Source organism: Enterobacteriaceae endosymbiont of Donacia cincticornis (genome assembly GCF_012568845.1).
Lineage (GTDB): Bacteria > Pseudomonadota > Gammaproteobacteria > Enterobacterales > Enterobacteriaceae.
In genome coordinates, this window is the sequence record NZ_CP046194.1 from 175,591 (window position 1) to 201,883 (window position 26,293).

The window sequence follows — 26,293 nt, forward strand, 5'->3', positions numbered from 1 at the left end:
GCTGTGCTTAAAAATAATATGCACAGCTTTAATAAATCATTTCAAAATATTTTATTTAAATAAATAAAAAATCTTTATTCTTAAAATTTACATCATTCCACCCATTCCACCGCCCATTCCACTACCTGGAGGTGTATTAGATATATCTGATTTATCATCTTTAGGTAAATCTGTTACCATACATTCTGTTGTAATCATAAGTCCTGCAACAGATGCAGAATATTGTAAAGCTGAACGTGTAACTTTAGTAGGATCTAAAATACCAAATTTAATCATATCTCCGTATTCTTCGTTAGCAGCATTATATCCATAATTACCATGTCCATCTTTAACATTATTTGCTACTACAGAAGGTTCTTCTCCTGAATTAAAAACTATTTGACGTAGAGGAGCTTCCATAGCTCTTAAAGCTACTTTTATCCCCATATTTTGATCTTCATTTTGTCCTGTTAAATTCATTAATTTAGCTGCTACACGTACTAATGCTACTCCACCTCCAGCTACAACACCTTCTTCTACAGCTGCTCTAGTAGCATGTAACGCATCTTCTACTCTCGCTTTTTTTTCTTTCATTTCAACTTCAGTAGCAGCTCCAACTTTCAATACAGCAACACCTCCTGCTAATTTAGCTACTCTTTCTTGAAGTTTTTCACGATCATAATCAGAAGATGCTTCATCTATTTGTTGCCTAATTTGATTAATGCGACCTGAAATATTATTTTCATTACCAAGTCCATCTATTATTGTTGTTGTATCTTTATTTATAACGATACGTTTTGCTTGTCCTAAATCTTCTAATGTTGTTTTTTCTAATTCTAAACCAATTTCTTCTGAAATAACATTACCACCTGTAAGAATCGCAATATCTTGTAACATAGCTTTACGACGATCACCAAAACCAGGCGCTTTAACTGCTGCAACTTTTACAACACCACGCATAGTATTAACAACTAATGTTGCTAATGCTTCTCCATCTATATCTTCAGCTATAATTAATAATGATTTACTTGCTTTTGCAACTAATTCAAGAATAGGTAATAATTCTCTAATACTTGAAAGTTTTTTATCAACTAAAAGCAAATAAGGATTATCAAGTTCTACAGTACCAGATTCTGATTTATTAATAAAATAAGGAGATAGATAACCTCTATCAAATTGCATTCCTTCAACAACATCTAATTCATCTTGTAAACCTGTACCTTCTTCTACTGTAATAACACCTTCTTTACCTACTCTTTTCATAGCTTGAGCAATTAAATCACCAACAGTTTCATCTGCATTTGCAGAGATAGTACCTACTTGAGCTATAGATTTTGAATCAGAACATGGTACAGAAATGGTCTTTAATTCTTCTACAGCGGCTATAACAGCTTTATCTATACCTCTTTTTAAATCCATTGGATTCATACCAGCAGCAACAGCTTTTAAACCTTCACTTACTATTGCCTGTGCTAAAACACTAGCTGTAGTAGTACCATCACCTGCTACATCATTAGCTTTGGAAGCAACTTCCTTTACCATTTGTGCTCCCATATTTTCAAACTTATCTTCTAACTCTATTTCTCTAGCTACTGTAACTCCATCTTTAGTTATTGCTGGTGCACCAAATGATTTATCTAAAACAACGTTTCTACCTTTTGGACCAAGAGTAATTTTTACTGCATCTGCAAGTACATTAACACCTCGTAGCATTTTTACACGTGCATCATTACCAAATTTTACATCTTTAGCTGCCATTTTAAATATTCCTTAAATTTATCTATATTAAAATTATATTTTATAAAAATCTTATTTATTTTTTTAAAAAAAATTTTATTTAACAATAGCTAAAATATCACTTTCAGACATTATAAGAATTTCTTCATCATCAATTTTTTCTGTTTTAACACCGTAACTATCATTAAATATAATTGTATCTCCTTTTTTTACATCTAATGGTTTTACTACACCATTATCTAGTATACGTCCTTTACCTACAGCTAATACTTCTCCACGAGTAGATTTACCAGCAGCAGAACCAGTTAATACAATTCCACCTGTAGATTTACATTCAACTTCTTTTCTTTTTACAATAACTCGATCATGTAACGGACGAATATTCATTTAAATAAATCTCCTATAAAAAAATTTAATTAACTAATTAATACTTTAATATATTTAAATAATGTGCACTAAAGATAAGGACATATAATCTATGTTTCAAGTCCTATTTTAAAATTTTATTTTATTAATTTTTTTTTAAAAAAAATATAATAAAATTTTAATAAAAACATTGACGTTTAATTATTATTATTGTCATAATGTAACTGTTATTTTGCCCGGATAGCTCAGTTGGTAGAGCAGTGGACTGAAAATCCCCGTGTCGGTGGTTCAATTCCACCTTCGGGCAAAATTTATTAATATATTTATAAAATAAAAAATTAACAAACTAAAATAAAAATGCAGAAAGAAAATTCTTTCTGCATTTTTTATAACTTTTAATAAAAAAAATTATTTTTTATTAAAAATTAAGAATGATTATATCTAATTATAAAATTTTTATACATGAAAAGAATACTTTGATAAGTATATAACTTGTAAAAACAATTATAGTAATTATTTTTATAATTTGTTAATTTTTTTTTTGTAAAAAAAGATTTTTTAATAGGTTTAGAAAAATTTAAAATTTTTATTTCAACATAACGATCTATTACTAAACATTTTTTAAGAAGTCTACGATTTTGAATTTTTTGACATTTTTTATTAATAAATAAATTATTTTCTAATCCTTTAACAAAAATAATTTTTTTTACTAAATGATTATCTATAGATAATATATATTTAGCAATTTTTTCTGCTCTTTTTTGAGATAAAAAATTATTTTTATGATTTTTTTCAAGGTAATCAGAATGACCTAAAATTATTATTTTAGTATTTATATCATTTAATAAATTTTTTAATTTGAATTTAAATAATTTTTCTAAAATATTTTTATTTTCTTTAGTTAAAGAAATACTTTTGAATTTAAAAAAAAATTTTTCTTTAGATATAAGATTTTTATTACCATAATTATTATAATAGTAATTTTTTGATTTATTAATTAAATTTTTTATTAAAGGTGTATGATTTTTATTAAAAAATTTATATATTATACTAATACTAAACATAAAATTATTTGTATTTTGTCCTAAATCATCATTATTTTTACTTCCAATATTTTTTATTAATTGATACTCTATCCTAGAAGATAGATTATCTTTAATTTGATATTCACCTCCGAAAGAAAATAATGGAGAAACATTATAATATAAATTATCTAAATTATAATATTTATTATTATTACTAAATTGATAGTAATAAGATTTTGCAAAAAATCCCCCTAAACGGGTATATAAATATAAATTCCTAAAAATAGGATATCTAATATTAGTTGTTAATTGTATTCCCTTTACTTCAAAAACATTTTTCATATTATTTTCAATATTTTTTTTAATAGTTCCTAACCAATCTAATCCTAATTCTAAACCTAAAAAATTATTTGTTTGATATCCTAAAAAAAATCCATTTCCTAGTTTATTAAAAAAATTATATTCTTTATCATCAATGTCTTTCCCTAACAATTTTATATTATTATAATGTGATAATCCAAATGTAGAACCAAAATACCAATAATCTTTAAAGTTAGTTTTAGCATTAGCAATATTATGAATACTTATCATAATTATTGTAAAAATAATAATTATTTTTTTCATTTTTTATATAAACCTTTTTTTATAAAATAAAATTTAAATTTATATTTTTCATTTTATTAATATAATTAATATATTAATAATTTTTTAAAAAATTTATTATTTATTTAAAATAAATATAACTTTACATAAATAATTAAAGTTAATATTAGTATTTTATTAAAATATTTTTTAAAATATTTTAACAATAAAAAACATACTATTTTTATCTTTTTGAAATCTAATTAAAGATTTTTTAATAAAATTATTTTTTAATATAATTTGTATCCAAAATATATTTGATGTAGTTTTTAATATTTTTAAAATAATTTTATTTCTTATAATTTTCCATTCACTATTTTCATTATTTTTAAATTCTAATATATCATTATATGATGGTTTAATTTTTAAATGACCTTTTAATAAAAATAATTTCTGATTTATTTTATTTTTAAAATTTAAACTACTAATAATTTCTTGTCCCAAATAACAACCTTTATTAAAATCAATAGTATTCATTTCATTAAAAATAAATTGTTGAGGTAAAAATAAATTACAATGATAATCCATATCAATAATATAATAACCTATTTTCATATAAAATTTATCCCAAGAACTATTTTTCTTTAAATAAAAAATTTTAGATAAAAAATATTTTTTTATAATAAAAAAAATATTTTTTGAGGATAAAATCATGAAATAATAATTTTCAAAATATTTAAATTTTAATAAAATATCTTTATTAAAAAGATACAGTGTTTTTTTTTGCAAAAATATATCTTTTTTTGCAAAAATTTTAAATAAAAGTTGTTCTGTTTTTATATTTAAAATTCCAAAAATTTTTTTCTCTTTATCTAAAGAAATTGTTACTTTATATAATAAAATATATTTTTTAATACTTTTTAAATATTCATTTAATATGTTTTTTCTAATTATATATTGATAAAAATTATCACATATTTTAAATATGTGCATATTTGTTAAAATTTTTCCTTGTGAATTACAATGAAAAGCATTAAAAAAATGTTTTTTATTATCTAATCGATCTATATTAATTGTTAATTGATTTTGTAAAAAAATTTTACTATCAGGACCTTTTATCGTTAAAATTTGTAAATTATCTAAATTAACATAATTTAATAAATTATTATTTTCTTTAACATTCATTTTTATAAAAAAACCCTGGTATAAATTTAAATTTTTAAATTATATAACAAAAAATTATTTTTTATAATTTTTTATGTAATTCTTGTAAAGAAAAAACTTTTATTTTAAAATTATTTGTTATAGAAATTATTGTAGCTATAGCTCCATTTATAGTTGTACTATAATAAATATTATTTTGTAAAGCTAAAATTCTAATCAATCTAGAATTATTAATAGATTTTTTTTTTTCTACTGTATTAATAATGTAAGTGTATCTTTTATTTTTAATAAAATTAAGTACATTTGGTTGTTTTTCTGTAGCTTTATTAACTATTTTAACCATTAATTTAAATCTTTGTAAAAATTTAGCTGTTCCATATGTTGCTTCGATTATAAATCCACAAAAAATTAATTTTTTAACTAATGAAATTATTAATTTCTTATCTTTATCTTTAACTGATATTAAAATAATACCTTTTTTTTTTATATAAAATTTAGTACTTAATATTATTTTATAAAATGCTTCTTCGAAAGTATATCCTATACCCATAACTTCACCTGTAGATCTCATTTCTGGACCTAAAATAGGATCAATATTATCAAATTTATCAAAAGGTAAAATAGCTTCTTTAACAGAAGAAAATGATGGATAAATTTCTTTTTTAAGATTTAAACTTAATAAAGATTTTCCTATCATAACTAATGTACCTATTTTTGCTAATGGTATATTAATTACTTTAGAAACAAATGGAATTGTTCTAGATGCTCTAGGATTAACTTCTATAATATATATTATATTATCTTGAATAGCAAATTGTATATTTATAAGTCCACATATATTAATTTTAATCGCTAATTTTTTAGTTTGTAGTTTAATTTCATTTAAAATTTTTTGTTTTAAATTACGTGTAGGTATAAAACAAGCAGAATCACCAGAATGAATACCTGCTTGTTCAATATGTTCCATAATACCGCCTATAAAAATATCTTTTCTATCACAAATTGCATCTACATCAATTTCTATTGCATTATCTAAAAATTTTTCTAATAAAATAGAAGTATTATGTTTCATATTTAATAAAAAATAATTTTTTAGATCATCTTTATTATATACTATTTCCATATATCTACCACCTAGAACATAAGAAGGTCTTGCAATTAAAGGATAACCTAAAATATGAGCTTTTTTAAAAGCTTCATCCAAATTTTTTACTATATAATTAGGAGGTTGTTTTAAATTTAAAAGTTTAACAATATTTTGAAATTTTTTCCTATTTTCAGCTAAATCTATTGAAAAAGGACTTGTTCCTATAATATTTACACCTTCTTGTTCTAATTTTTTAGCTAAATTCAATGGATTTTGTCCTCCATATTGGACAATAACACCTAACGGTTTTTCTATCCTAATAATTTCTAATATATTTTCTAAAGTTATTGGTTCAAAATATAAACGACTAGAAATATCATAATCTGTTGAAACAGTTTCTGGATTACAATTAATCATTATTGTTTCAAAATTATTTTCACGTAAAATCATAGATGCATGTACACAACAATAATCAAATTCTATTCCTTGTCCGATTCTATTAGGACCACTACCTAAAATAATAATTTTTTTCTTATTGTTAGTAGGATTAGCTTCACATTCTATTCCATATGTAGAGTATATATAAGCAGTATTAGTTTTAAATTCTGCAGAACACGTATCTACTTTTTTATATACTGGATGTATATCATATTTATATCTTAATTTTCGTATTTCTTTTTCAGATACATTTAAAATATTAGCTAATCTAATATCAGAAAATCCTTGTTGTTTTAATTTAAAAAAATATTTCTTATTATTTAAATATTTAATACCTAACATTTTAATTTTTTTTTCAGTAATAATTATATCTTCTATTTGTGATAAAAACCACATATCTATTTTAGAATAATTATATATTTCTTTAATAGACATATTAATTCTCATAGCATCTGCGATAAAACGAATTCTATCTGATCCTGGTTTTTTTAATTCTTTTATTATTATATTATAATAATCTTTATCATCAATTTTATTAACTATAATGGGTTCAAAACCATAAATACCCATTTCTAAACTACATAATGCTTTTTGAATAGATTCTTGGAAAGATCTACCTATAGACATAATTTCACCTACTGATTTCATTTTTGTTGTTAACCTATCATTAACATAATTAAATTTTTCAAAATTAAATTTAGGTATTTTTGTTACTATATAATCAATAGATGGTTCAAATGCAGCTGAAGTATAATTATTAGTTATATCATTTGTTAATTCATCTAATGTATAACCGATAGAAAGTTTTGCTGATATTTTAGCTATTGGAAAACCAGTTGCTTTTGATGCTAGAGCAGAAGAACGTGAAACACGAGGATTCATTTCAATTACCATTAGTTTCCCATTTACAGGATTAACTGCAAATTGTACATTTGCTCCTCCAGATTTAAGACCAACAGCTTTAATAATAGATATAGAAGCGTTTCTCATTATTTGATATTCTTTATCAGATAAAGTTTGTGCCGGAGCAATTGTGATTGAATCTCCTGTATGTATCCCCATCGGGTCAATATTTTCAATAGAACATATAATTATTGAATTACCATTTTTATCTCTTACAACTTCCATTTCATATTCTTTCCATCCAATTAAAGATTCATCAATAATTAATTCATTATTAAATGATAAATTCAAACCATTATCACAAATATTTTTAAATTCTGTAATATTATATGCTATTCCTCCACCACTTCCTCCCATAGTAAATGAAGGTCTAATAATACATGGAAATTTAATTTTTTGTATGCAATTTATTGCTTCATCCATATTATGAATAGGAAAAGAATATGGAATATTAAAACCTAATTTTTTTATAATTTTTGTAAAATAAGAACGATTTTCTGCATTATAAATAGCGCTGATAGATGTTCCAATAATTTCTATATTAAATTTTTTTAATATATTATTTTTATGTAAATCTAAAACACAATTTAAAGCGGTTTGTCCACCCATTGTAGCTAAAATAGCATGAGGTTTTTCTTTTTTTATGATTTTAGTGATTATATGCCAATTAATAGGTTCTATATATGTTGTATTAGCAATATCTGGATCTGTCATTATAGTAGCAGGATTAGAATTAACTAAAATTAATTTATATCCTTCTTCTTTTAAAGCTTTACATGCTTGTGTTCCAGAATAATCAAATTCACAAGCTTGACCTATAGTAATTGGTCCAGCTCCTAAAATCATAATACTTTGTATATCAGTACGTTTAGGCATTTTAAAATCTCTTGTATTTTTTTTTACAATATATATGAATTTTTTTTATAAAATAATCAAATAATATAGATGAATCATGTGGTCCTGGACTAGCTTCTGGATGACCTTGAAAACCAAAAGCAGGTTTATTAATACAATGGATACCCTCAATAGTATCATCAAATAAAGATTTATGAGTAATTTTTAAATTCTTAGGAAAATTATTTTTATCAATAGTAAAATTGTGATTTTGAGTAGTAATTAATACTTTATTATTTTTTAAATCTTTTACAGGATGATTACTTCCATGATGGCCTATATCCATTTTTATTATTTTTGCTCCATAAGCAATAGCTAAAATTTGGTGACCGAAACAAACTCCAAAAATAGGAATATTTGTTGTTAATATTTTTTTTACAATATCTATTATATAATTACATGGAGTAGGATCTCCTGGGCCATTAGATAAAAAAATACCATCAGGATTTAATAACATTAAATTTTTATAACTTATAAAAGCAGAAACAATAGTAACTTTACATTTTCTATCAACTAACATTTTTAAAATACTATTTTTTACACCAAAATCTAACACTACTACATGCATTAAAAATGCATGTTTTTGTATATTTTTATGATTTGATTTCCAGGAATAAGTTTTTTTTGTAGTGATATCTTTTACTAAATCTAAACCTTGTAAACCTTTAAATTTACGTATTTTATGTAAAATTTTTTTATAATTAAAATATTTTTTAGTAGAAATTAAAGCTATTTTATTAATTTTTTTATCACGTATTAATCTAGTTAAATATCTTGTATCTATTCCTTCAATAGCAACAATATTTTTTTTTTTTAAAAAACTATCTAATTCTTCTGTGCTACGATAATTACTTGATATTTTAGATAAATTATTGATAATAAGTCCTTTAGCATAAATTTTCGATGATTCATTATCATATATATTAGTACCCACATTACCAATGTGTGGATATGTTAAAATTATAATTTGTTTATAATAAGAAGGATCAGTAAGTATTTCTTGATAACCAGTAATCGCAGTATTAAATATTATTTCTCCTATAACTATTCCATCTATTCCTATAGAATTTCCAAAAATTTTAGTTCCATTTTCCATTAAAATAATTGCTTTATTATTCAAATTATTCTCCATAATTTAAAATTTTTATATAAAAATTATTTGTAAATATTTTTATAAAATTTAAAAATAAAAATATATAAAATATATTTTAAAAAAATTTTTATTTTTTTAAATTTGAATCAAAATTACTCTCTTTTAAAAAAGAGAGTAATTTATTTTTAATAATTAAAATTAGTTGAAGATCTTATATTAGTCATATAATTTCTTAATATATATCCTATTTTTTCAATAGGATGATTTCTAATTTTATTATTTATTTTATATAAATAATTATTATCTATAGATGTATTTTTTATATTTGAAATACCTACATCTTGAGTTGTAAGATTTTTTATAAATTTTTTTAATAAAGGAATAGCACTATTTGTAAATAAATAATTACCATATTCAGCTGTATTTGATATAACTTTATTCATTTCATATAATTTTTTTCTAGCAATAGTATTAGCTATTAAAGGTAATTCATGTAATGATTCATAATATGCTGAAGCAGGTGATATACCAGATTCTATCATTAATTCAAATGATAATTCAACACTACTTTTAATAGTAGTAATCATAAAAATACCTTGATCAAAATAATCTTGTTCTTTTATATCAAAATTTTGTAAATTTTTTATTTTCTCAAATTTATTATTTTTATATATTTTTCTCCATTTTAATAAATTATTATTATTATTTTTCCAATCCTGAATAAGATTTTGAGAAAATTTACCTGAAAGTATATTATCGATATGTAATTTAAATAAAGGTTTTAATTTTTCTTTTAAAATTGATGATAATTTATAAACATGTATTTTATTAGAATTATTTAATCTATCCATCATTAAACTAATACCTCCCTGTTTTAAAGCTTCTGTAATATATTCCCATCCAAATTGAATTAATTGTGCAGAATATAATGGATTTTGTTTCAATTCTAATAATTTCTCAAATAATAAAATTGATATTGTTTGTAACATTCCACATAATACAGTTTGTTCTCCCATTAAATCTGATTTAACTTCAGCAATAAAAGATGATTCTAATACACCAGCTTTATGACTACCAATGGCAGTAGCCCAAGCCTTAGCTATTTGGAAACCATAATTATTATTATTAGCTTCTTGATGAACAGCTATCAAAGCTGGAACTCCAAAACCTTTTTTAAATTCTTCTCTTACCTCTGTACCAGGACATTTAGGAGCTACCATAATAACTGTAATATCTTTAGATATTTCTTCTCCTTCTTCTATAATATTAAAACCATGAGAATAACCTAATATTGCACCTTTTTTTATTAAAAATTTTATTTTTTTTAAAATATTATGATGATTATTATCAGGAGTTAAATTAATAATTAAATCAGCATCAGGTATTAATTCTTCATAAGAACCAATAATAAATTTTTCTTTATAAGCTCTTTGCCAAGATAAATTTCTATTTTTTATAGATTCTTTTTTTAAAGCATATGAGATATTTAATCCGGAATCTCTCATATTTAATCCTTGATTAAAACCTTGAGAACCGCAACCTATAATAACAATTTTTTTATTTTTTAAAAAATGGAGACTATTATTAAATTCTTCAAATTTCATTAATCTACATTTTTGTAAATTTTTTAATTTTTCGCGAAAATTTAAAATATTGAAATAATTATTCATTTAGTTATCCTTTTTTTTATAAAAAAAATTAATATTTAATAAATATTTTTAATAAAAATTTGAATTAAATTTAATAATTTTTTTTATTCGAAAATATTTATTTTATATTACTAATTTATTTTTGTCTCTTACTGCTCCTTTATCAGCACTAGTTACTAAACTAGCATAAGCTTTAAGTGCAAAAGAAATTTTTCTTTGTCTTTTACGTAAAGGTTTATATGCTAAGAAACCTCTTTTTTCTTCTTGTTTCATTCTTTTATTTAAAATAAAATTAGAAACATCTAAATGAATAGATCTTTTTGGTATATTAATTTGAATAATATCATCATTTTTTACTAAAGCTATTAATCCTCTATTAGCTGCTTCAGGAGAAATATGTCCTATAGATAAACCAGAAGTACCACCAGAAAATCTTCCATCTGTAATTAAAGCACATTGTTTATCTAAATTCATCGATTTTAAATATGATGTAGGATATAACATTTCTTGCATCCCAGGACCTCCTTTAGGGCCTTCATATCTTATTACTATAATATCACCAGGAAAAATTTGTTTATTTAAAATTGCATATACTGCTTCTTCTTGACTATCAAATACTTTTGCTTTTCCTTTAAAAATTATTAGTTTTTGATTTACACTTGCTGTCTTAACAACACATCCTTTTTTCGCAAGATTACCATATAAAACTGCTAAACCTCCATCTTTACTAAAAGCATATTTGTATGAACGAATACAACCTTTTTCTCTATCCTTATCTAAGGTAGAATAAATATTATTTTGTGAAAAAGGATATATTGTTTTTGTATTTCCTGGAGCTGATTGATAAAATTTTTGTATATTTATATTTTTTTTATTTAAAATATTATATTTATATATAGTTTCTTCTATAGTTAATTCTAAAATATTTATAGTTTTTTTATGTATTAAATTTATTTTATTTAATTCATTTAAAATCCCCATTACTCCTCCTGCTCTATGAAAATCTTCCATATAAAATTTATTAGTGCTAGGAGATATTTTGCATAACCACGGGGTTTTTTTTGATAAATAATCAATTGTATTTAAATTAAATACTATATTAGTTTCCTGTGATAAAGCTAACATATGTAATATTGTATTCGTAGATCCTCCCATAGAAATATCTAGTGTCATTGCATTTTCAAATGATTCTTGATTAGCAATATTTCTAGGTAAAAAATTAATATTATTATTTTCATAATATTTTTTAGTAATTTCTACTATTTTTTGAGCAGAACTTATATATAATTGTTTTCGATTAACATGTGTAGATAATAATGATCCATTTCCTGGTAATGCTAAACCTAAAACTTCTGTAATACAATTCATAGAATTAGCTGTAAACATTCCAGAACATGATCCACATGTTGGACATGCATTAAGTTCAATTTTCCTTACGTAATCATCAGATTGTTTAGGATTAGCTGCTTGAATCATAGCATCAACTAAATCGATTCTTTTAGTTTTTGTATTTTTCTTAATATTAATTTTACCAGTTTCCATTGGACCTCCAGATACAAAAACAGTAGGTATATTTAAACGTAAACTAGCCATTAACATTCCAGGAGTAATTTTATCACAATTAGATATACATATCATTGAATCAACACAATGTGCATTAATAACATATTCTATAGAATCTGCAATAAGTTCTCTTGAAGGCAAAGAATATAACATTCCATTGTGTCCCATCGCTATCCCATCATCAATAGCTATTGTATTAAATTCTCTAGGTATTCCTCCATATTTTTTTATCTCATTAGAGATTATTTTACCTACAGTTTGTAAATGTATATGTCCTGGGACAAACTCTGAAAAAGAATTTACTATTGCTATAATAGGTTTATTAAAATCTTTGTCACTCATTCCTGTCGCACGCCAAAGAGCTCTAGCTCCAGCCATATTACGACCTTTGGTTGTAGTAAATGAACGATAATTAGGCATATTTATTTTCTTTTATTAAAATTAAAAATTCATTAAATATTAATATAATCTAACCAATTCCATTTATCTTTTATTTTTCCTCTTAATAAAGAGATAAATTTTTTTTGTATACTTTTTGTAATTTTTCCTCTTTTACCATTATTTATTAATATATTATCTACACTACAAACAGGTATAATTTCTGCTGCTGTTCCTGTTAAAAATATTTCATCAGCTAAATATAAAGATTCTCTTAAAATAAAAGATTCTTTAATTATAATGTTTAAATTTTTAGCTATTTTAATAACAGAATCTCTAGTAATCCCAGGAAGAATAGATGAAGTTAATGGAGGAGTAAATAAAATATTATCTTTTATCTTAAAAATATTTTCTCCAGAACCTTCAGAAACAAATCCTAAATTATCTAAAGATATTCCTTCATCATATCCATTTCTACGTGCTTCATTACTAATTAATAAAGAAGATAAATAATTACCCCCCGCTTTAGACAAACTAGGTATAGTATTAGGTTTATATTTATTCCAAGAAGATATCATTGTATTAATACCATTAGTTTTTGAATTATTACCAAGATAATTTTTCCATGGAAAAGCACTAATCATTATATCTGTATAATAATCTTGAGGAGGATTAATCCCTAAACCAACATCTCCTATAAATACTAAAATTCTGATATAAGCTTCTTGAAGCTTATTAATATTAATTGTCTGATAAACAGCATTTATGATTTCTTTTATAGAAAATTTTATTGGGAAACGATATATTTTAGCAGAATTATATAAACGATTTATATGATCTTTATGACGGAAAATAACAGGTCCTTGATGTGATTTATAACATCTAATACCTTCAAAAACAGATGTACCATAATGTAATGCATGACTCATAACACTAATTTTAGCATCTTCCCATTTTATAATATTACCATTTAACCAAATAAAATCTGCTTTTTTTATAGACATTATCATAATTCCTTATCTTAAATATCTTATGATATGATCACTATATCTAATACATCTATAAGTTTTGTAATTTGTTTTACTAAAAAATCTATAGGTTTAGAACTTTTTACTATTAATTGAAAATTAATATTTTTTACTTTATTTATCACATTAATATTCATTTTTTTAAGGGAAAAACCTCTATGACGAATAATTCTTATTATTCTTTCACTTATTTCAGGACTAATATTTGTTTTAATATGTAATTGATATTTATACATTTAACTTTTCTCTATCATATAATCATTACTACATCCAGGAGGAACTAAAGGCCAAACATTATCATTTTCATTAATAGAAACATGTAATATATAAGGTTTATTAATGTTAAAAATTTTTTGTAAACTTTTACTAATTTCATTAGTATTATCTATACTATGTCCAGATATTCCAAAAGATTTTGCTAATTGAATAAAATCTGGATTATCATATAAATATGTTTCACTATATCTTTTATTAAAAAAAATTTGTTGCCATTGTCTTACCATACCTAACCTTTGATTATCTAGTAATATAATTTTTATAGGTAAATTTTTTCTTTTAATTGTACTTAATTCTTGAATATTCATCATAAATGATCCATCACCAGAAATACATATAACATTACTATTAGGTTTAGCTATTTGTGCCCCAATTGCTGCAGGTAATCCAAAACCCATTGTTCCTAATCCACTAGAAGTAATAAAATTTTTCGGATTAGAAAAATTTATATGTTGTGCTACCCACATTTGATGTTGTCCTACATCAGTAGTAATAATAGTATTATTATTTTTAATATCTGATAATTTTTTAAGTAAAATAGGAGCAAATATTTTTTTTTTATTTTTATAAGATTTATATATATAAGAATATTTTTTCTTTATTTTTTTTACATATATTTGCCATTTTAAAATATTTGTAGGTTTTTCTAAAAGAGGAATTAAATAATTAAAATTTCCTAATAATGCTACATTTACTTTACAAATTTTATTAATTTCAGATGGATCTATATCTAAATGAATAATATTTGCATATGGTGCAAATTTTTTTATATTTCCTGTAACTCTATCATCAAATCTAGTTCCAATAGCTACTAATAAATCACATTTTTGTACAATATAATTTGCTGCTTTATTTCCATGCATTCCTATCATTCCTAAATAATAAGGATTTTTATTATTTATAGTACCTATTCCTTTTAAAGTAACTACAGTAGGTATTTGAGATTTTTTAATAAATTTTCTTAATACTTTTACTGCATTACCTATATTAACTCCACCACCTATATATAATATAGGCATTTTAGATTTTCTTAATAAAAAATTTGCTTTTCCTATCTTCGTAATTGAAGATGTTTTATAGGAAATAACAAAATTTTTTTTATTTTGTAAAATAATTCTTTTATCTATATTAGATAATTGTATATCTTTAGGTATATCTATCAATACAGGACCTGGTCTATTAGATAATGCTATATAAAAAGCTTTATCTATAGTAGTAGATAATTCTATTAATGAAGTTATTAAAAAACTATGTTTAGTACATGATAATGACATTCCTATAATATCTATTTCTTGAAAAGCATCAGTCCCTATTAAAGAAAGTGATACTTGTCCAGTAATTGCAATAATAGGTACGGAATCTACCATTGCATCTGCAAGACCAGTTATTAAATTAGTAGCTCCTGGACCAGATGTAGCAATACATACTCCTATTTTACCAGTAGCTCTTGCATATCCGATAGCTGCTATTGCAGCCCCTTGTTCATGTCTACATAATATGTGTTCTATATCTCCATCATATAATGCATCATAAAGAGGCATTATCGCACCTCCTGGATATCCAAATACTTTTTTAATATTTTTTTTTTTTAATATTTGAATTATACATTGTGCTCCGTTCATATTTTATACCTCTTTTTTTAAATAAAATGATATGCATAATTCAATTTAATTATGATTTAATTTATATATTTATAGGTTATAATGATATGGTTTTATGTCAGATATGTTATCAAAATTTTATAAAAATCATATAATTTTTTAAATTAAATATTCATATATATGAATATATATTTATATAAAATATTTTACTATTTATTTATATTTTTTTTTAAAAAAAATATTTTCAGGGGTGGAGGGATTTGAACCCCCAACCATTGGTTTTGGAGACCAATATTCTACCAATTAAACTACACCCCCGTAATTTTTATATATAATATATTATATATTTTTATTAGTAAAATTTATTTATCATAAAATTTATCTTTTTTAGATATAAAAATAAAAAATATCCTGTTATTATTAAATAAATATTTTTATATTAAAATGTTTTAATAAAAATTTTTTTTATGTATTATTAATTATTATTTTTTTATAAAAATATTTATAGAATAAATTTATATATTTTATAATTTTAAAAGGATTAAAAAATGACAGAATGGAGTATTGGGAAAATAAAAGATATTAAATATTGGGCAAATGATTTATTTAGTATTATTCTAAAAGCAAAAGTAAATAATTTTTTAGCTGGTCAATTTACTAAATTAGCATTAATAATTAATGATAGAAAAATACAAAGAGCATATTCATATATTAATTCACCAAAAAATAAAAATTATGAATTTTATATTTCTAATATTAATAAGGGTAATTTAACTCCTTATTTATATAAGTTAAAAATTAATGATGAAATTCTGATTTCTAAAAATGCATTAGGAAATTTTACAATAAATAACATTGAATCTTGTAAAAATTTATGGATGTTTTCTACAGGAACAGGAATCGGTCCTTACCTTTCAATATTACAAGATGGCATATGTTTTCAAAAATTTAAAAAAATAATTTTAATACATTCTGTTAGATATATAGAAAATTTTAATTATTTAAATTTAGTTAAAAAAATAAAACAAAAATATTCTAACCAATTAACTATTAAAATTATTTTAACTAGAAATATTAATATTGATCATTCTATTTTATATGGTCATATTCCTAATTTAATTAAAAATGGTGTTTTAGAAAAAAATCTTGGAATTAGAATAGATACTAATGATAGTCATGTAATGCTTTGTGGTAATCCACATATGATAAAACAAACTAGAAAATTTTTAGAGCAAAATAAAAATTTTTCTAAAAATTTAATAAATAAAAAAGGTAATATTACCTATGAACAATATTGGTAATTAAAATATTTTAAAATTTTAAAGGAAATAATATGAAAAAATTTTTAATTATTGCTAATTGGAAATTAAATGGTAGTTATAATTTTATAGATAAAAATCTAAATATAATTAAAAAAATAAATAATTCTTTAAATTATTGTCAATTATCTATATCGCCTCCTTATGTATATTTAAATTATATTAATAATTTAATAAAAAATACTTCCATATCTTTAACAGCACAAAATGTTGATATTCATTTAAAAGGATCTTTTACAGGAGAAATATCAGTAAATATGTTAAAAGATATAGGTGTAAAATATGTAATAATTGGTCATTCAGAAAGAAGAATATATCATAATGAAGATATTGATCTTATATCAAAAAAATTTGTCTTAGTTAAGAAATATGGTCTCATCCCAATTTTGTGTATAGGAGAAACTGCAGAACAGAAAAAAAATAAATTAACGGAAAAAATTTGTATTAATCAAATTAATAGTATACTTAAAATTAGTAATATTAAAATATTTAATAATACTATTATAGCATATGAACCAATATGGGCTATTGGATCTGGTAAAATAGCAGATATAAATGAAGTAAAAAAAATTATTTTGTTTATTAAAAAATATATATTTTCTTTAAATAAAGAAATAATAAAAAATATATATTTTCAATATGGTGGATCAGTAAATTTTTTTAACATAAATCATTTTTTTACAAAAAAATATATAAATGGTTTTTTAATAGGTAAAGTTTCTTTAACAATAAAAGATTTTGTACTTTTAATCGAAAAAATAGAAAAAAGTTTATATTTATTAAATAGGTCTTAACATCGGAAATAAAATAACATCTCTTATTGATTTAGTATTTGTAAATAGCATAACTAATCTATCTATTCCTATACCTAATCCGGCAGTAGGAGGTAATCCATGTTCTAATGCTTCTATATAATCCTTATCATAAAAATAATTATTAATTTTTTTATAATTTTCTTGTTTTTTAAATCTTTTTTTTTGTTCTTGAGAATCATTAAGTTCTGAAAAACCGTTTGCAATTTCCATCCCACAAATAAAAAATTCAAATCTATCGGTAAATAAAGGATTCGAATCATTACTCCTTGATAACGGAGAAATTTCAATAGGATATTCTGTAATAAATGTCGGTTCTATAATTTTATTAATAATTTTTTCTTCAAAAATTTTAGAAATAATTTTACCTTTACTCCAATGTAAATTAATTTTAACATTTAAAAAATTAGCAATTTTTATCAATTTATTTAAATTTTCTAAATTTTCTAAAGAAAAATTAGGATAAAATTTTATAATAGCTTCTTTCATAGTTAATTTATTAAACTTATTATTTAAATCAAAAACATGACTATTATATTTTAATAAATTATTTTTAAATATTTTTTTAAATATTTTTTTAAATAATTTTTCAAAGAAAATCATTAAATCTTTATAATCTGAATATGCAACATATAATTCCATCATAGTAAATTCAGGATTATGTTGAGTTGATATTCCTTCATTACGAAAATTTCTATTAATTTCAAAAATTTTATTAAATCCTCCAATAATTAAACGTTTTAAATATAATTCAGGAGCAATACGTAAATATATATTCATATTATATTTATTATGATAAGTTATAAAAGGTTTAGCTAAAGCTCCTCCTGGAATATTATGCATCATCGGAGTTTCTACTTCAATAAAATTATTTTTATTCATAAAATCCCGAATATTTAATATAATTTGATGTCTTTTTTGGAAGACAAAACGTGTTTTTTCATTCACAATAAGATCTAAGTATCTTTTTCTATATTTTATTTCTTTATTTTGTAATCCATGATATTTATCAGGTAATGGTTTTGTTGCTTTTGTTAATAAGTAAATTTTTTGACAAAAAATTGACAAAACTTGAGTTTTAGTTTTAAAAACATAACCAATTATACCTATAATATCTCCAAGATCATATTCTTTTAAAAATTTTTTATATTCTTGAAAAGATATCTCATTTTGAGATATATAAATTTGTATTTTACCTGTATAATCTTGAATGTTAATAAAAGAAGCTTTACCCATAATACGTATATTTACTATACGTCCTGCAATATGTAATGTTTTTTTTTGAAAAAAATCATTTTTTTTATTTGAAATCTTATCCAAATAATTACATGTAATATTAACTTTAAAATGATTAGGAAAAACTATATTATTATTTTTTTTTAATATATCTAATTTTCTAGATCTAAATTTTATTTCATTATTATTAATATTTTTAATATTATTTAGTTTATCTTTTAATTCAGACATAATATTAAACCTTATTTATATATTTATAAACCTAATTTTAAACTTGCTTGAATAAAGTGATCTAAATTACCATTTAATACAGATTGTATATTTTTACTTTCTATACCGGTCCTTATATCTTTTATTCTCGAATCATCTAATATATAAGAACGTATTTGATATCCCCAACTAATATTAAATTTTTTTTTTTCTATTTTTTTTTTTGTTTTTTCCCTTATTTTATTTTGTAATTCATATATTTTATATTTTATTTGTTTCATAGCTTGATTTTTATTTTTATGTTGTGATCTATTATTTTGACATTGTGTAACTATCCCGGTAGGAATATGCGTAATACGTACAGCAGATTCTGTACGATTTACATGTTGTCCACCAGATCCAGATGCTCTATATACATCAATACGTAAATCTTCCATATTAATAGATATATCTGTATTTTCTTTAATTTCAGGATACATAAAAGTTGAAGCAAAAGATGTATGTCTTCTACCTGAAGAATTAAAAGGACTTTTTCTAACTAAACGGTGGATGCCACTTTCTGTTCGAAGCCATCCAAAAGCATATTTACCAATGATATGAATTGTAGACGATTTAATACCGACAATCTCTCCAGGAGATTCATTTATTATAGTTACTTGATATTTTTTTTTTTCTGCCCATTTTAAATACATTTTCATTATTATTTGAGCCCAATCTTGTGATTCTATCCCACCAGATCCAGATTGTATATCTATAAAACAATTTTTTTTATCATTTTTTTTAAAAAAAATTTTTTGTAATTCCAAATTATTTATTTTTTTTTGTATTTGAAATAAAATTTTTATAGATTCTTTTAACATTTTTTTATCATTAGAATGGATTGCTAAATTAATTAATTCATCAATATCAATAATATCTTGATTAATATTATCTAAAGTTAATAGCATATTTTCTATATTAGATTTTTTTTTATTTAAAGAGAGTAAATCATTTATATTTTTCCAAATATGTGGATTTTGTAATTTTTCTTTTATTTTTAATAATTTTTTTTGATATTTTGAATAATTAAAGAAACCCCCTAATAAAAATATTTTTTTTTTTAATTTCTTTTAATTTATTTTTTATCAAAATAATTTCTGACATATTTAGTTCCTAACTTTTAATAAAAAATTGTAAATATAAAATAATTTTTATATTAATTTTTATTAATATAAATTTTATATAGATAATTATTAATAATTTATAAATATTAGATATGAATAATAATTTAAAATTTAATTTTATTAAATTAATAAATTTGGCCCTTGTTGGACTTGAACCAACGACCTAACGATTATGAGTCGTTTGCTCTAACCACTGAGCTAAAGGGCCATACATAAATACAACATTATGTTATATTTTAATATATATTTCAATTATATTTATTATTTTTTAATTTAGTAAATATAATTCTTTATTTCCTCTTAAAATATTTAAGAGTATTAATGATGGCTGTGTATCTAAAATCTTTTTAAGATCTTTTATATTATATATATTATTTTGATTAATTCCTATTATTATATCATCTTTTTTTAATCCTATTATAGAGGCAGGTGAATTAGGTATTACTTTAATAACTTTTACTCCATTTTTTTTTACTTTATTAAAAATAAAAAATCTCTTTTTTAAAGATATATTTTCTAAATATGCACCTTCAATACCATATATTGAATTTTCATTAGAAGATTCATCATCACAAAAATTATCTAATTGTGTTTCTATTATTTTAAATGTTCCATTTCTTATTATTCCTAATTTAATAATAGAACCTCGCATTAATGTACTAATTTTTGCTTTTAATAAAGCATAACTATCAATTTTTTTATTATTTAATGTAATTATAATATCACCAGGTTTTAATATATTATTTTTAGATGATATTACTTCACGTATAAAAATTCCTTTAAATATATTAGGTACTTTCATAACTTTTGCAATTTGTGGATCAAGTTCAACACCGTAAATACCTAAAAAACCTCTTTCTATTTTCCCAAATTTAATAAATTGATTAACTAAATTCATCACAGTATTACTTGGTATCGCAAAACCAATACCAATATTTCCTTCATTGGGAGTTAAAATAGCTGTATTTATTCCAATTAAATCTCCATTTAAATTAACTAAAGCCCCACCTGAATTACCTTTATTAATTGCAGCATCTGTTTGAATAAAATTTTCAAAATTTTCGATATTAAGTCCAGTACGTCCTAATCCTGATATAATTCCTGATGTAACACTTTCTCCTAATCCATACGGGTTACCTATCGCTATAGTATAATCTCCTACTTTTAAAGTATCAGAATTAGCTATTTTAACACTTTTTAAATTTCCAGTTCTATCTTTTATTTGTATTAAAGCTAAATCTGTTTTTGGATCTTGCCCTAAAATTTTAGCTTCATAAATTTTCCCATTATTTAATTCTACTGAAATATAATCAGCATTATTTATAACATGATTATTAGTAATAATTAAACCTTTTTTAGAATTTATTATTACTCCAGAACCAATGGAATGAAATTTTTGTTGAAGGATATTATCATTATCCCCACAAATAGGAGTATTTTTATATGGTGATCCTTCTTTACAAAGAGAAAATTTTTCATTTAAATATTCTTGTATTTTTTGAGGTAGTCTAAATTGCGATACATAAGTACTACCTTGTACATTAATATTAACAACAGAAGGAGTAACTTTTGATAATATAATAGATAAACTAGGTAATTTATTACTATTCCATTTTTTTGTTAAATTAAATGGTAATAATTTTGCATGTACATTTGGTGATGTAAATATTATATTACTTATAAAAAAAAATAGGTAAAAAATTATTTTTAATTTCTTCATAAAAAAATCTCATGATAAATTTTTTTAAATATAATTATATAAAATATGTTTTTATTCTTACTTTATTAAAAAGATTAAATTTTAAATTTCATTTTTTTATATTATTAATCAATTATTTATGTAATTGTGTATGTAATAAATATATTTTTAATTTTTAAAATAAAAAATTATTTAAATATAAAATTTTTACAAATTATTATACTTAATATAATATAAATTTTACTTTATATAAAGTATAAATATATATGATAAACAAATTAAAAAGTATTGCATCTAAAGTAGCGATAAAATATATTAAAGACGATAATATTATCGGTATTGGTTCAGGTACTACAATATCTCAATTTATTAAAATTTTATATAATGAAAAAAAAAATATTAAAGGTGTAGTATCTGCTTCTAAATATTCAACTAAAAAATTAAAAAAATATAATTTTAATGTTTATGAAATGAATAAAATAAATAAAATTGGAATATATTTTGATAGTGCTGATGAAATTAATGAAAAAATGCAAATGATAAAAGGAGGAGGAGCAGCGTTAACTAATGAAAAAATTATATCTAATTATTCAGATACATTTATTTGTATTATTGATCAATCTAAATATGTAAAAAATTTAGGAAAATTACATCCTGTTCCTATAGAAATTATACCTTCTGCAGAAAATTTTATTACTAGAAAATTATCATATATAGGAGCTATAGCAAAATTAAGGAAGAAAACAATTACAGAACACGGTAATTTTATATTAGATGTATATAATTTAGATTTACATAATCCTCTTAAAACAGAAAAATATATAAATACCATTCCTGGAGTTGTAACTGTTGGGTTATTTACTCAAAGATGTGCAGATATAGTTATTATAGGAAAATATAATTCTACAGTGTCAATAATAAATAAAAAAAATTTAAAATAATATTATTAATTTTAAATTTTATTTTAAATTTTTAACATTATACAGTATATCATAAATATATGAAAATAAAATTTACTAAAATGCATTCGTTAGGTAACGATTTTATTATTATAAATAATATAAAAAATGATTTTTTTTTTACAAAAGATATTATACAAAAATTATCTAATAGATATTTAGGTATAGGTTTTGATCAATTATTATTAATTGAATCATCATTTAATAGTGAAATTGATTTTCATTATAGAATTTTTAATTCTGATGGAAATGAAGTAGAACAATGTGGAAATGGAGTACGTTGTCTTGCATTATATTTAGAAAAAAAAAAATTAATTTGTAGAAAAAAAATATGTGTAAGTACAAAAAATCGTGTAATATATTTACAGATTATAAGCAACAATATAATTTCTGTAAATATGGGAGTCCCTTTATTTAATCCTGAAGATATACCATTTATCACTCATAGTATTAAAGATACTTATAAAGTTTATTTTCAAAATAAATATATTTATTTTAATGTTGTTTCTTTAGGAAATCCCCATTGTATAATACAAGTAAATGATGTATCAATCACTCCTGTATCTTTAATAGGATCTTTTTTAGAAAATCATGTTTTTTTCCCGCAAAGAATTAATGTAGGTTTTATGCAATATATAGATGTACATAATATTAAATTAAGAGTTTTTGAAAGAGGGGTGGGTGAAACTAATGCTTGTGGATCAGGCGCTTGTGCAGCTGTAGCTATAGGAATCAAAAAAAATATTTTAGCAAAAAAAGTATATGTTAATCTACGTGGAGGTATTATAACTATTAATTGGAAAGGAAATAAAAATAATTTATTTATGATAGGAGATGCTAATTATATATATGATGGTAAAATTATATTATAATGAATTTTTTATAAAAAATATTATTTTAATTACGGCATTTAAATAAATGAAAAATATAGATTTATTAAAAAATTTAAATAATAAACAAAAAGAGATAGTATCTGAAAAAAGAAAAAATTTATTAATATTAGCCGGAGCTGGTAGTGGTAAAACATTAGTTTTAATTCGTAAAATAGCTTGGTTAATTTATGAAGAAAATTGTTCTCCTAAATCTATTTTAGCTGTAACTTTTACAAATAAAGCGGCAATAGAATTAAAAATTAGAATTAAATCATTATTAATAAATAATTATCAAAAAGATATCTGGATAGGTACTTTTCATAGTTTTGCTTATTATTTATTAAGAATACATTATTTAAATGTAGGATTAACAAAAAAATTTCAAATTATAGACACCTATGATCAAAAAATAATCATTAAACGAATTTTAAAAAAATTATCTTTAAAAGATAAAATTTTTTCTGTAGAAAATATTTTAAAATATATAAATAATAAAAAAAATAATTTATTAAATAATTATTTTTATAAAAATAATATATATAATATTAATTTATCTAAAATATATGATGAATATCAAAATTTTTGTAAAAAAACAGAAGTCATTGATTTTAATGAATTAATATTTTATTTATATAAATTATTTTTATATAATCCTAAAATATTAAAAATATATCAAAAACGTTTTCAAAATATTCTAATAGATGAATTTCAAGATACTAATGATATACAATATAAACTTATTTCTTTATTATATAATAAATATTATGATACAAAAGTTGTTTTTGTTGGGGATGATGATCAATCTATTTATGGATGGAGAGGAGCTAAAATTGATAATATAAATTCTGTTTTAAAAGAATTTGATGAAGTAAAAACAGTATTATTAGAACAAAATTATCGTTCTACTTCTAATATTTTAGAAACTGCAAATAGATTAATTTCTTATAATAATAGTAGATTAAAGAAAAAATTATGGACGAATGCAAATAACGGAGATCTTATTACAATATATTATGCATTAAATGAATTTGATGAGGCTGAATATATTGCTAAATATATAAAAAAAAAGACTTTTAAAGAAGAAAACAAATTAAATAATTATGCAATTTTATATAGAAATAATTCACAATCTCGTATTTTAGAAGAAATTATGTTAAAATTTTCTATTCCATACAAAATATATGGAGGAATACAGTTTTTTGAACGTCAAGAAATTAAAAACACTTTATCTTATTTAAGATTAATATCTAATCATAATGATGATATTTCTTTTGAAAAAATAGTAAATATTCCAAAAAGAGGAATTGGTGATATTACATTAAATATCATAAAACATATTGCTAATAAATATTCCTTAACATTATGGAAATCTAGTTTTTTTTTATTAAAAAATAAAAATTTTTTAAATAAAACATCATTTAATGCATTAAAAAAATTTATTACATTAATTATATATTTAAAAAATAATACAAAAAAACAATCATTATCTAAGATTATTAAACAAACAATAAAAAAATCTGGACTATGGGATATGTATAAGAAAAATTATTTATTTAAACAAGATAATACTAAGATAAATAATTTGAAAGAATTTATTAATGCAGCTAAATATTTTACAAAAAAAAAAATACAACATAAAAAAAAAGAAAATATTTTAGATATAAAAGATAATAATTTATTAATAGATTTCCTTTCTCAAACATTATTATTAAATGAAAATATAAATAAAAATAATGAAGAAAAAAATAATTATGTACAATTAATGACAATTCATTCATCTAAAGGATTAGAATTTTCTGAAGTTTTTATTATTGGTATGGAAGAAGGTATTTTTCCTAATAAAATTTCTTTTAATGAAAAATCTATAAATGAAGAAAGACGTTTAGCTTATGTAGGTATTACTAGAGCAAAAAAAAAATTAACTTTAACTTATACAAAAAAACGTTTTCTACATGGTAAAGAAATTAATTCAATACGATCAAGATTTATTAATGAATTACCAAAAAATTGCATAAAAAATATTAATTATATCCAACATAATAATGTTTTACTAAAAAAAAGTTCTTTTTTTATAAAAAAAAAATATTCTATAGGACAAATAGTTTATCATAAAATTTTTGGACAAGGAACTATTATAAAAATAGAAATTCTTAAAAAAAATGAAAAATTACAAATTAAATTTGATAATACAATAATAAAATGGATAATGTCTGATTATATACAATCTTCTACTTAAAATTTATACTAAATTACTTTAATA

Annotated in this window: 19 protein-coding genes and 3 tRNA genes; 6 read left to right on the top strand and 16 right to left on the bottom strand. The window is 21.5% G+C overall.

The features are described 5' to 3' along the window. Positions 1 to 87: 87 nt before the first annotated feature. Positions 88 to 1,737 (bottom strand): chaperonin GroEL, encoded by a 1,650-nt coding sequence (groL, locus tag GJT99_RS00870; protein ID WP_168893842.1) that lies wholly within the window; start codon positions 1,735 to 1,737, stop codon positions 88 to 90. Positions 1,738 to 1,812: 75 nt separating this feature from the next. Next, positions 1,813 to 2,103 carry a co-chaperone GroES gene (locus GJT99_RS00875; RefSeq protein ID WP_168893843.1) on the bottom strand — a complete coding sequence of 97 codons (291 nt, stop codon included), beginning with the start codon at positions 2,101 to 2,103 and terminating at the stop codon, positions 1,813 to 1,815. A gap of 213 nt (positions 2,104 to 2,316) precedes the next feature. On the opposite strand from GJT99_RS00875, the gene GJT99_RS00880 reads away from it, so the two are divergent. Continuing rightward, positions 2,317 to 2,389: transfer RNA gene (locus GJT99_RS00880), tRNA-Phe, on the top strand. A 118-nt stretch (positions 2,390 to 2,507) separates the two neighbouring features. Here GJT99_RS00880 and GJT99_RS00885 read toward each other — a convergent pair. From GJT99_RS00885 to GJT99_RS00930, 10 genes are all read right to left on the bottom strand, one after another. Further along, positions 2,508 to 3,731 (bottom strand): OmpA family protein, encoded by a 1,224-nt coding sequence (locus GJT99_RS00885; RefSeq protein ID WP_168893844.1) that lies wholly within the window; start codon positions 3,729 to 3,731, stop codon positions 2,508 to 2,510. Positions 3,732 to 3,899: 168 nt separating this feature from the next. Continuing rightward, the gene (gene ygfZ, locus GJT99_RS00890) at positions 3,900 to 4,874 is read right to left on the bottom strand and encodes a CAF17-like 4Fe-4S cluster assembly/insertion protein YgfZ (RefSeq protein ID WP_168893845.1); all 975 of its coding nucleotides are present in this window, start codon (positions 4,872 to 4,874) and stop codon (positions 3,900 to 3,902) included. Between the two features lie 61 nt (positions 4,875 to 4,935). Next, a complete protein-coding gene (gene carB / locus GJT99_RS00895) occupies positions 4,936 to 8,157 on the bottom strand; it encodes a carbamoyl-phosphate synthase large subunit (protein ID WP_168893846.1) in 3,222 nt (1,073 codons plus the stop codon). Position 8,158: 1 nt separating this feature from the next. Further along, complete coding sequence (carA, locus tag GJT99_RS00900) at positions 8,159 to 9,307, bottom strand: glutamine-hydrolyzing carbamoyl-phosphate synthase small subunit (protein WP_168893847.1); 1,149 nt, start codon at positions 9,305 to 9,307, stop codon at positions 8,159 to 8,161. A 146-nt stretch (positions 9,308 to 9,453) separates the two neighbouring features. Next, the gene (ilvC, locus tag GJT99_RS00905) at positions 9,454 to 10,938 is read right to left on the bottom strand and encodes a ketol-acid reductoisomerase (RefSeq protein ID WP_168893848.1); all 1,485 of its coding nucleotides are present in this window, start codon (positions 10,936 to 10,938) and stop codon (positions 9,454 to 9,456) included. A gap of 102 nt (positions 10,939 to 11,040) precedes the next feature. Beyond that, positions 11,041 to 12,900, bottom strand: a complete 1,860-nt coding sequence (gene ilvD, locus GJT99_RS00910; protein ID WP_168893849.1) for a dihydroxy-acid dehydratase — start codon at positions 12,898 to 12,900, stop codon at positions 11,041 to 11,043. 32 nt (positions 12,901 to 12,932) lie between these two features. Continuing rightward, a complete protein-coding gene (locus GJT99_RS00915) occupies positions 12,933 to 13,862 on the bottom strand; it encodes a branched-chain amino acid transaminase (RefSeq protein ID WP_168893850.1) in 930 nt (309 codons plus the stop codon). A gap of 26 nt (positions 13,863 to 13,888) precedes the next feature. Then, positions 13,889 to 14,122, bottom strand: coding sequence for an acetolactate synthase 2 small subunit (ilvM, locus tag GJT99_RS00920; protein ID WP_168893851.1), 234 nt, complete (start codon positions 14,120 to 14,122; stop codon positions 13,889 to 13,891). Then, positions 14,123 to 15,784: an acetolactate synthase 2 catalytic subunit gene (gene ilvG, locus GJT99_RS00925; RefSeq protein WP_168893852.1), complete on the bottom strand. Its 1,662-nt coding sequence runs from the start codon at positions 15,782 to 15,784 to the stop codon at positions 14,123 to 14,125. Between the two features lie 224 nt (positions 15,785 to 16,008). Continuing rightward, positions 16,009 to 16,081 (bottom strand) — tRNA-Trp (locus tag GJT99_RS00930). A 230-nt stretch (positions 16,082 to 16,311) separates the two neighbouring features. Between GJT99_RS00930 and GJT99_RS00935 the strand changes: the two genes are divergently transcribed. Continuing rightward, positions 16,312 to 17,064: an FAD-binding oxidoreductase gene (locus GJT99_RS00935; RefSeq protein ID WP_168893853.1), complete on the top strand. Its 753-nt coding sequence runs from the start codon at positions 16,312 to 16,314 to the stop codon at positions 17,062 to 17,064. A 32-nt stretch (positions 17,065 to 17,096) separates the two neighbouring features. Further along, complete coding sequence (gene tpiA / locus GJT99_RS00940; RefSeq protein ID WP_168893854.1) at positions 17,097 to 17,876, top strand: triose-phosphate isomerase; 780 nt, start codon at positions 17,097 to 17,099, stop codon at positions 17,874 to 17,876. Here tpiA and lysS read toward each other — a convergent pair. From lysS to GJT99_RS00960, 4 genes are all read right to left on the bottom strand, one after another. Beyond that, positions 17,862 to 19,361 carry a lysine--tRNA ligase gene (lysS, locus tag GJT99_RS00945; RefSeq protein WP_168893855.1) on the bottom strand — a complete coding sequence of 500 codons (1,500 nt, stop codon included), beginning with the start codon at positions 19,359 to 19,361 and terminating at the stop codon, positions 17,862 to 17,864. The two genes, tpiA and lysS, sit on opposite strands and share 15 nt — an antisense overlap. Before the next feature lie 23 nt (positions 19,362 to 19,384). Beyond that, positions 19,385 to 20,483, bottom strand: a protein-coding gene (gene prfB, locus GJT99_RS00950; protein ID WP_246208911.1) for a peptide chain release factor 2 whose coding sequence is annotated in 2 segments (ribosomal slippage) — positions 19,385 to 20,407 and positions 20,409 to 20,483 — 1,098 coding nt in all. Because the reading frame shifts where the segments join, the coding sequence is not laid out codon by codon here. A gap of 155 nt (positions 20,484 to 20,638) precedes the next feature. Continuing rightward, positions 20,639 to 20,711 (bottom strand) — tRNA-Ile (locus GJT99_RS00955). 60 nt (positions 20,712 to 20,771) lie between these two features. After that, the gene (locus GJT99_RS00960) at positions 20,772 to 22,223 is read right to left on the bottom strand and encodes a Do family serine endopeptidase (protein ID WP_168893856.1); all 1,452 of its coding nucleotides are present in this window, start codon (positions 22,221 to 22,223) and stop codon (positions 20,772 to 20,774) included. A gap of 245 nt (positions 22,224 to 22,468) precedes the next feature. Here GJT99_RS00960 and rpiA point away from each other — a divergent pair, with 245 nt between their 5' ends. The 3 genes from rpiA to GJT99_RS00975 all read left to right on the top strand — a co-directional run bounded on the left by rpiA (position 22,469) and on the right by GJT99_RS00975 (position 26,269). Next, positions 22,469 to 23,143 carry a ribose-5-phosphate isomerase RpiA gene (gene rpiA / locus GJT99_RS00965; protein ID WP_168893857.1) on the top strand — a complete coding sequence of 225 codons (675 nt, stop codon included), beginning with the start codon at positions 22,469 to 22,471 and terminating at the stop codon, positions 23,141 to 23,143. A 65-nt stretch (positions 23,144 to 23,208) separates the two neighbouring features. Beyond that, entirely contained in the window at positions 23,209 to 24,033 is an 825-nt protein-coding gene (dapF, locus tag GJT99_RS00970; RefSeq protein WP_211080579.1) for a diaminopimelate epimerase, read from the top strand. A 46-nt stretch (positions 24,034 to 24,079) separates the two neighbouring features. After that, a complete protein-coding gene (locus GJT99_RS00975) occupies positions 24,080 to 26,269 on the top strand; it encodes a UvrD-helicase domain-containing protein (RefSeq protein WP_168893859.1) in 2,190 nt (729 codons plus the stop codon). Positions 26,270 to 26,293 lie beyond the last annotated feature (24 nt).

Coding starts and splice junctions, on each gene's coding strand:
- carB (WP_168893846.1), bottom strand. CDS start 8,157: ATGCCTAAACGTACTGATATACAAAGTATTATGATTTTAGGAGCTGGA.
- GJT99_RS00960 (WP_168893856.1), bottom strand. CDS start 22,223: ATGAAGAAATTAAAAATAATTTTTTACCTATTTTTTTTTATAAGTAAT.
- GJT99_RS00935 (WP_168893853.1), top strand. CDS start 16,312: ATGACAGAATGGAGTATTGGGAAAATAAAAGATATTAAATATTGGGCA.
- carA (WP_168893847.1), bottom strand. CDS start 9,307: ATGGAGAATAATTTGAATAATAAAGCAATTATTTTAATGGAAAATGGA.
- GJT99_RS00885 (WP_168893844.1), bottom strand. CDS start 3,731: ATGAAAAAAATAATTATTATTTTTACAATAATTATGATAAGTATTCAT.
- ilvD (WP_168893849.1), bottom strand. CDS start 12,900: ATGCCTAATTATCGTTCATTTACTACAACCAAAGGTCGTAATATGGCT.
- ilvC (WP_168893848.1), bottom strand. CDS start 10,938: ATGAATAATTATTTCAATATTTTAAATTTTCGCGAAAAATTAAAAAAT.
- ilvG (WP_168893852.1), bottom strand. CDS start 15,784: ATGAACGGAGCACAATGTATAATTCAAATATTAAAAAAAAAAAATATT.
- ilvM (WP_168893851.1), bottom strand. CDS start 14,122: ATGTATAAATATCAATTACATATTAAAACAAATATTAGTCCTGAAATA.
- tpiA (WP_168893854.1), top strand. CDS start 17,097: ATGAAAAAATTTTTAATTATTGCTAATTGGAAATTAAATGGTAGTTAT.
- lysS (WP_168893855.1), bottom strand. CDS start 19,361: ATGTCTGAATTAAAAGATAAACTAAATAATATTAAAAATATTAATAAT.
- GJT99_RS00975 (WP_168893859.1), top strand. CDS start 24,080: ATGAAAAATATAGATTTATTAAAAAATTTAAATAATAAACAAAAAGAG.
- groL (WP_168893842.1), bottom strand. CDS start 1,737: ATGGCAGCTAAAGATGTAAAATTTGGTAATGATGCACGTGTAAAAATG.
- ygfZ (WP_168893845.1), bottom strand. CDS start 4,874: ATGAATGTTAAAGAAAATAATAATTTATTAAATTATGTTAATTTAGAT.
- rpiA (WP_168893857.1), top strand. CDS start 22,469: ATGATAAACAAATTAAAAAGTATTGCATCTAAAGTAGCGATAAAATAT.
- GJT99_RS00915 (WP_168893850.1), bottom strand. CDS start 13,862: ATGTCTATAAAAAAAGCAGATTTTATTTGGTTAAATGGTAATATTATA.
- GJT99_RS00875 (WP_168893843.1), bottom strand. CDS start 2,103: ATGAATATTCGTCCGTTACATGATCGAGTTATTGTAAAAAGAAAAGAA.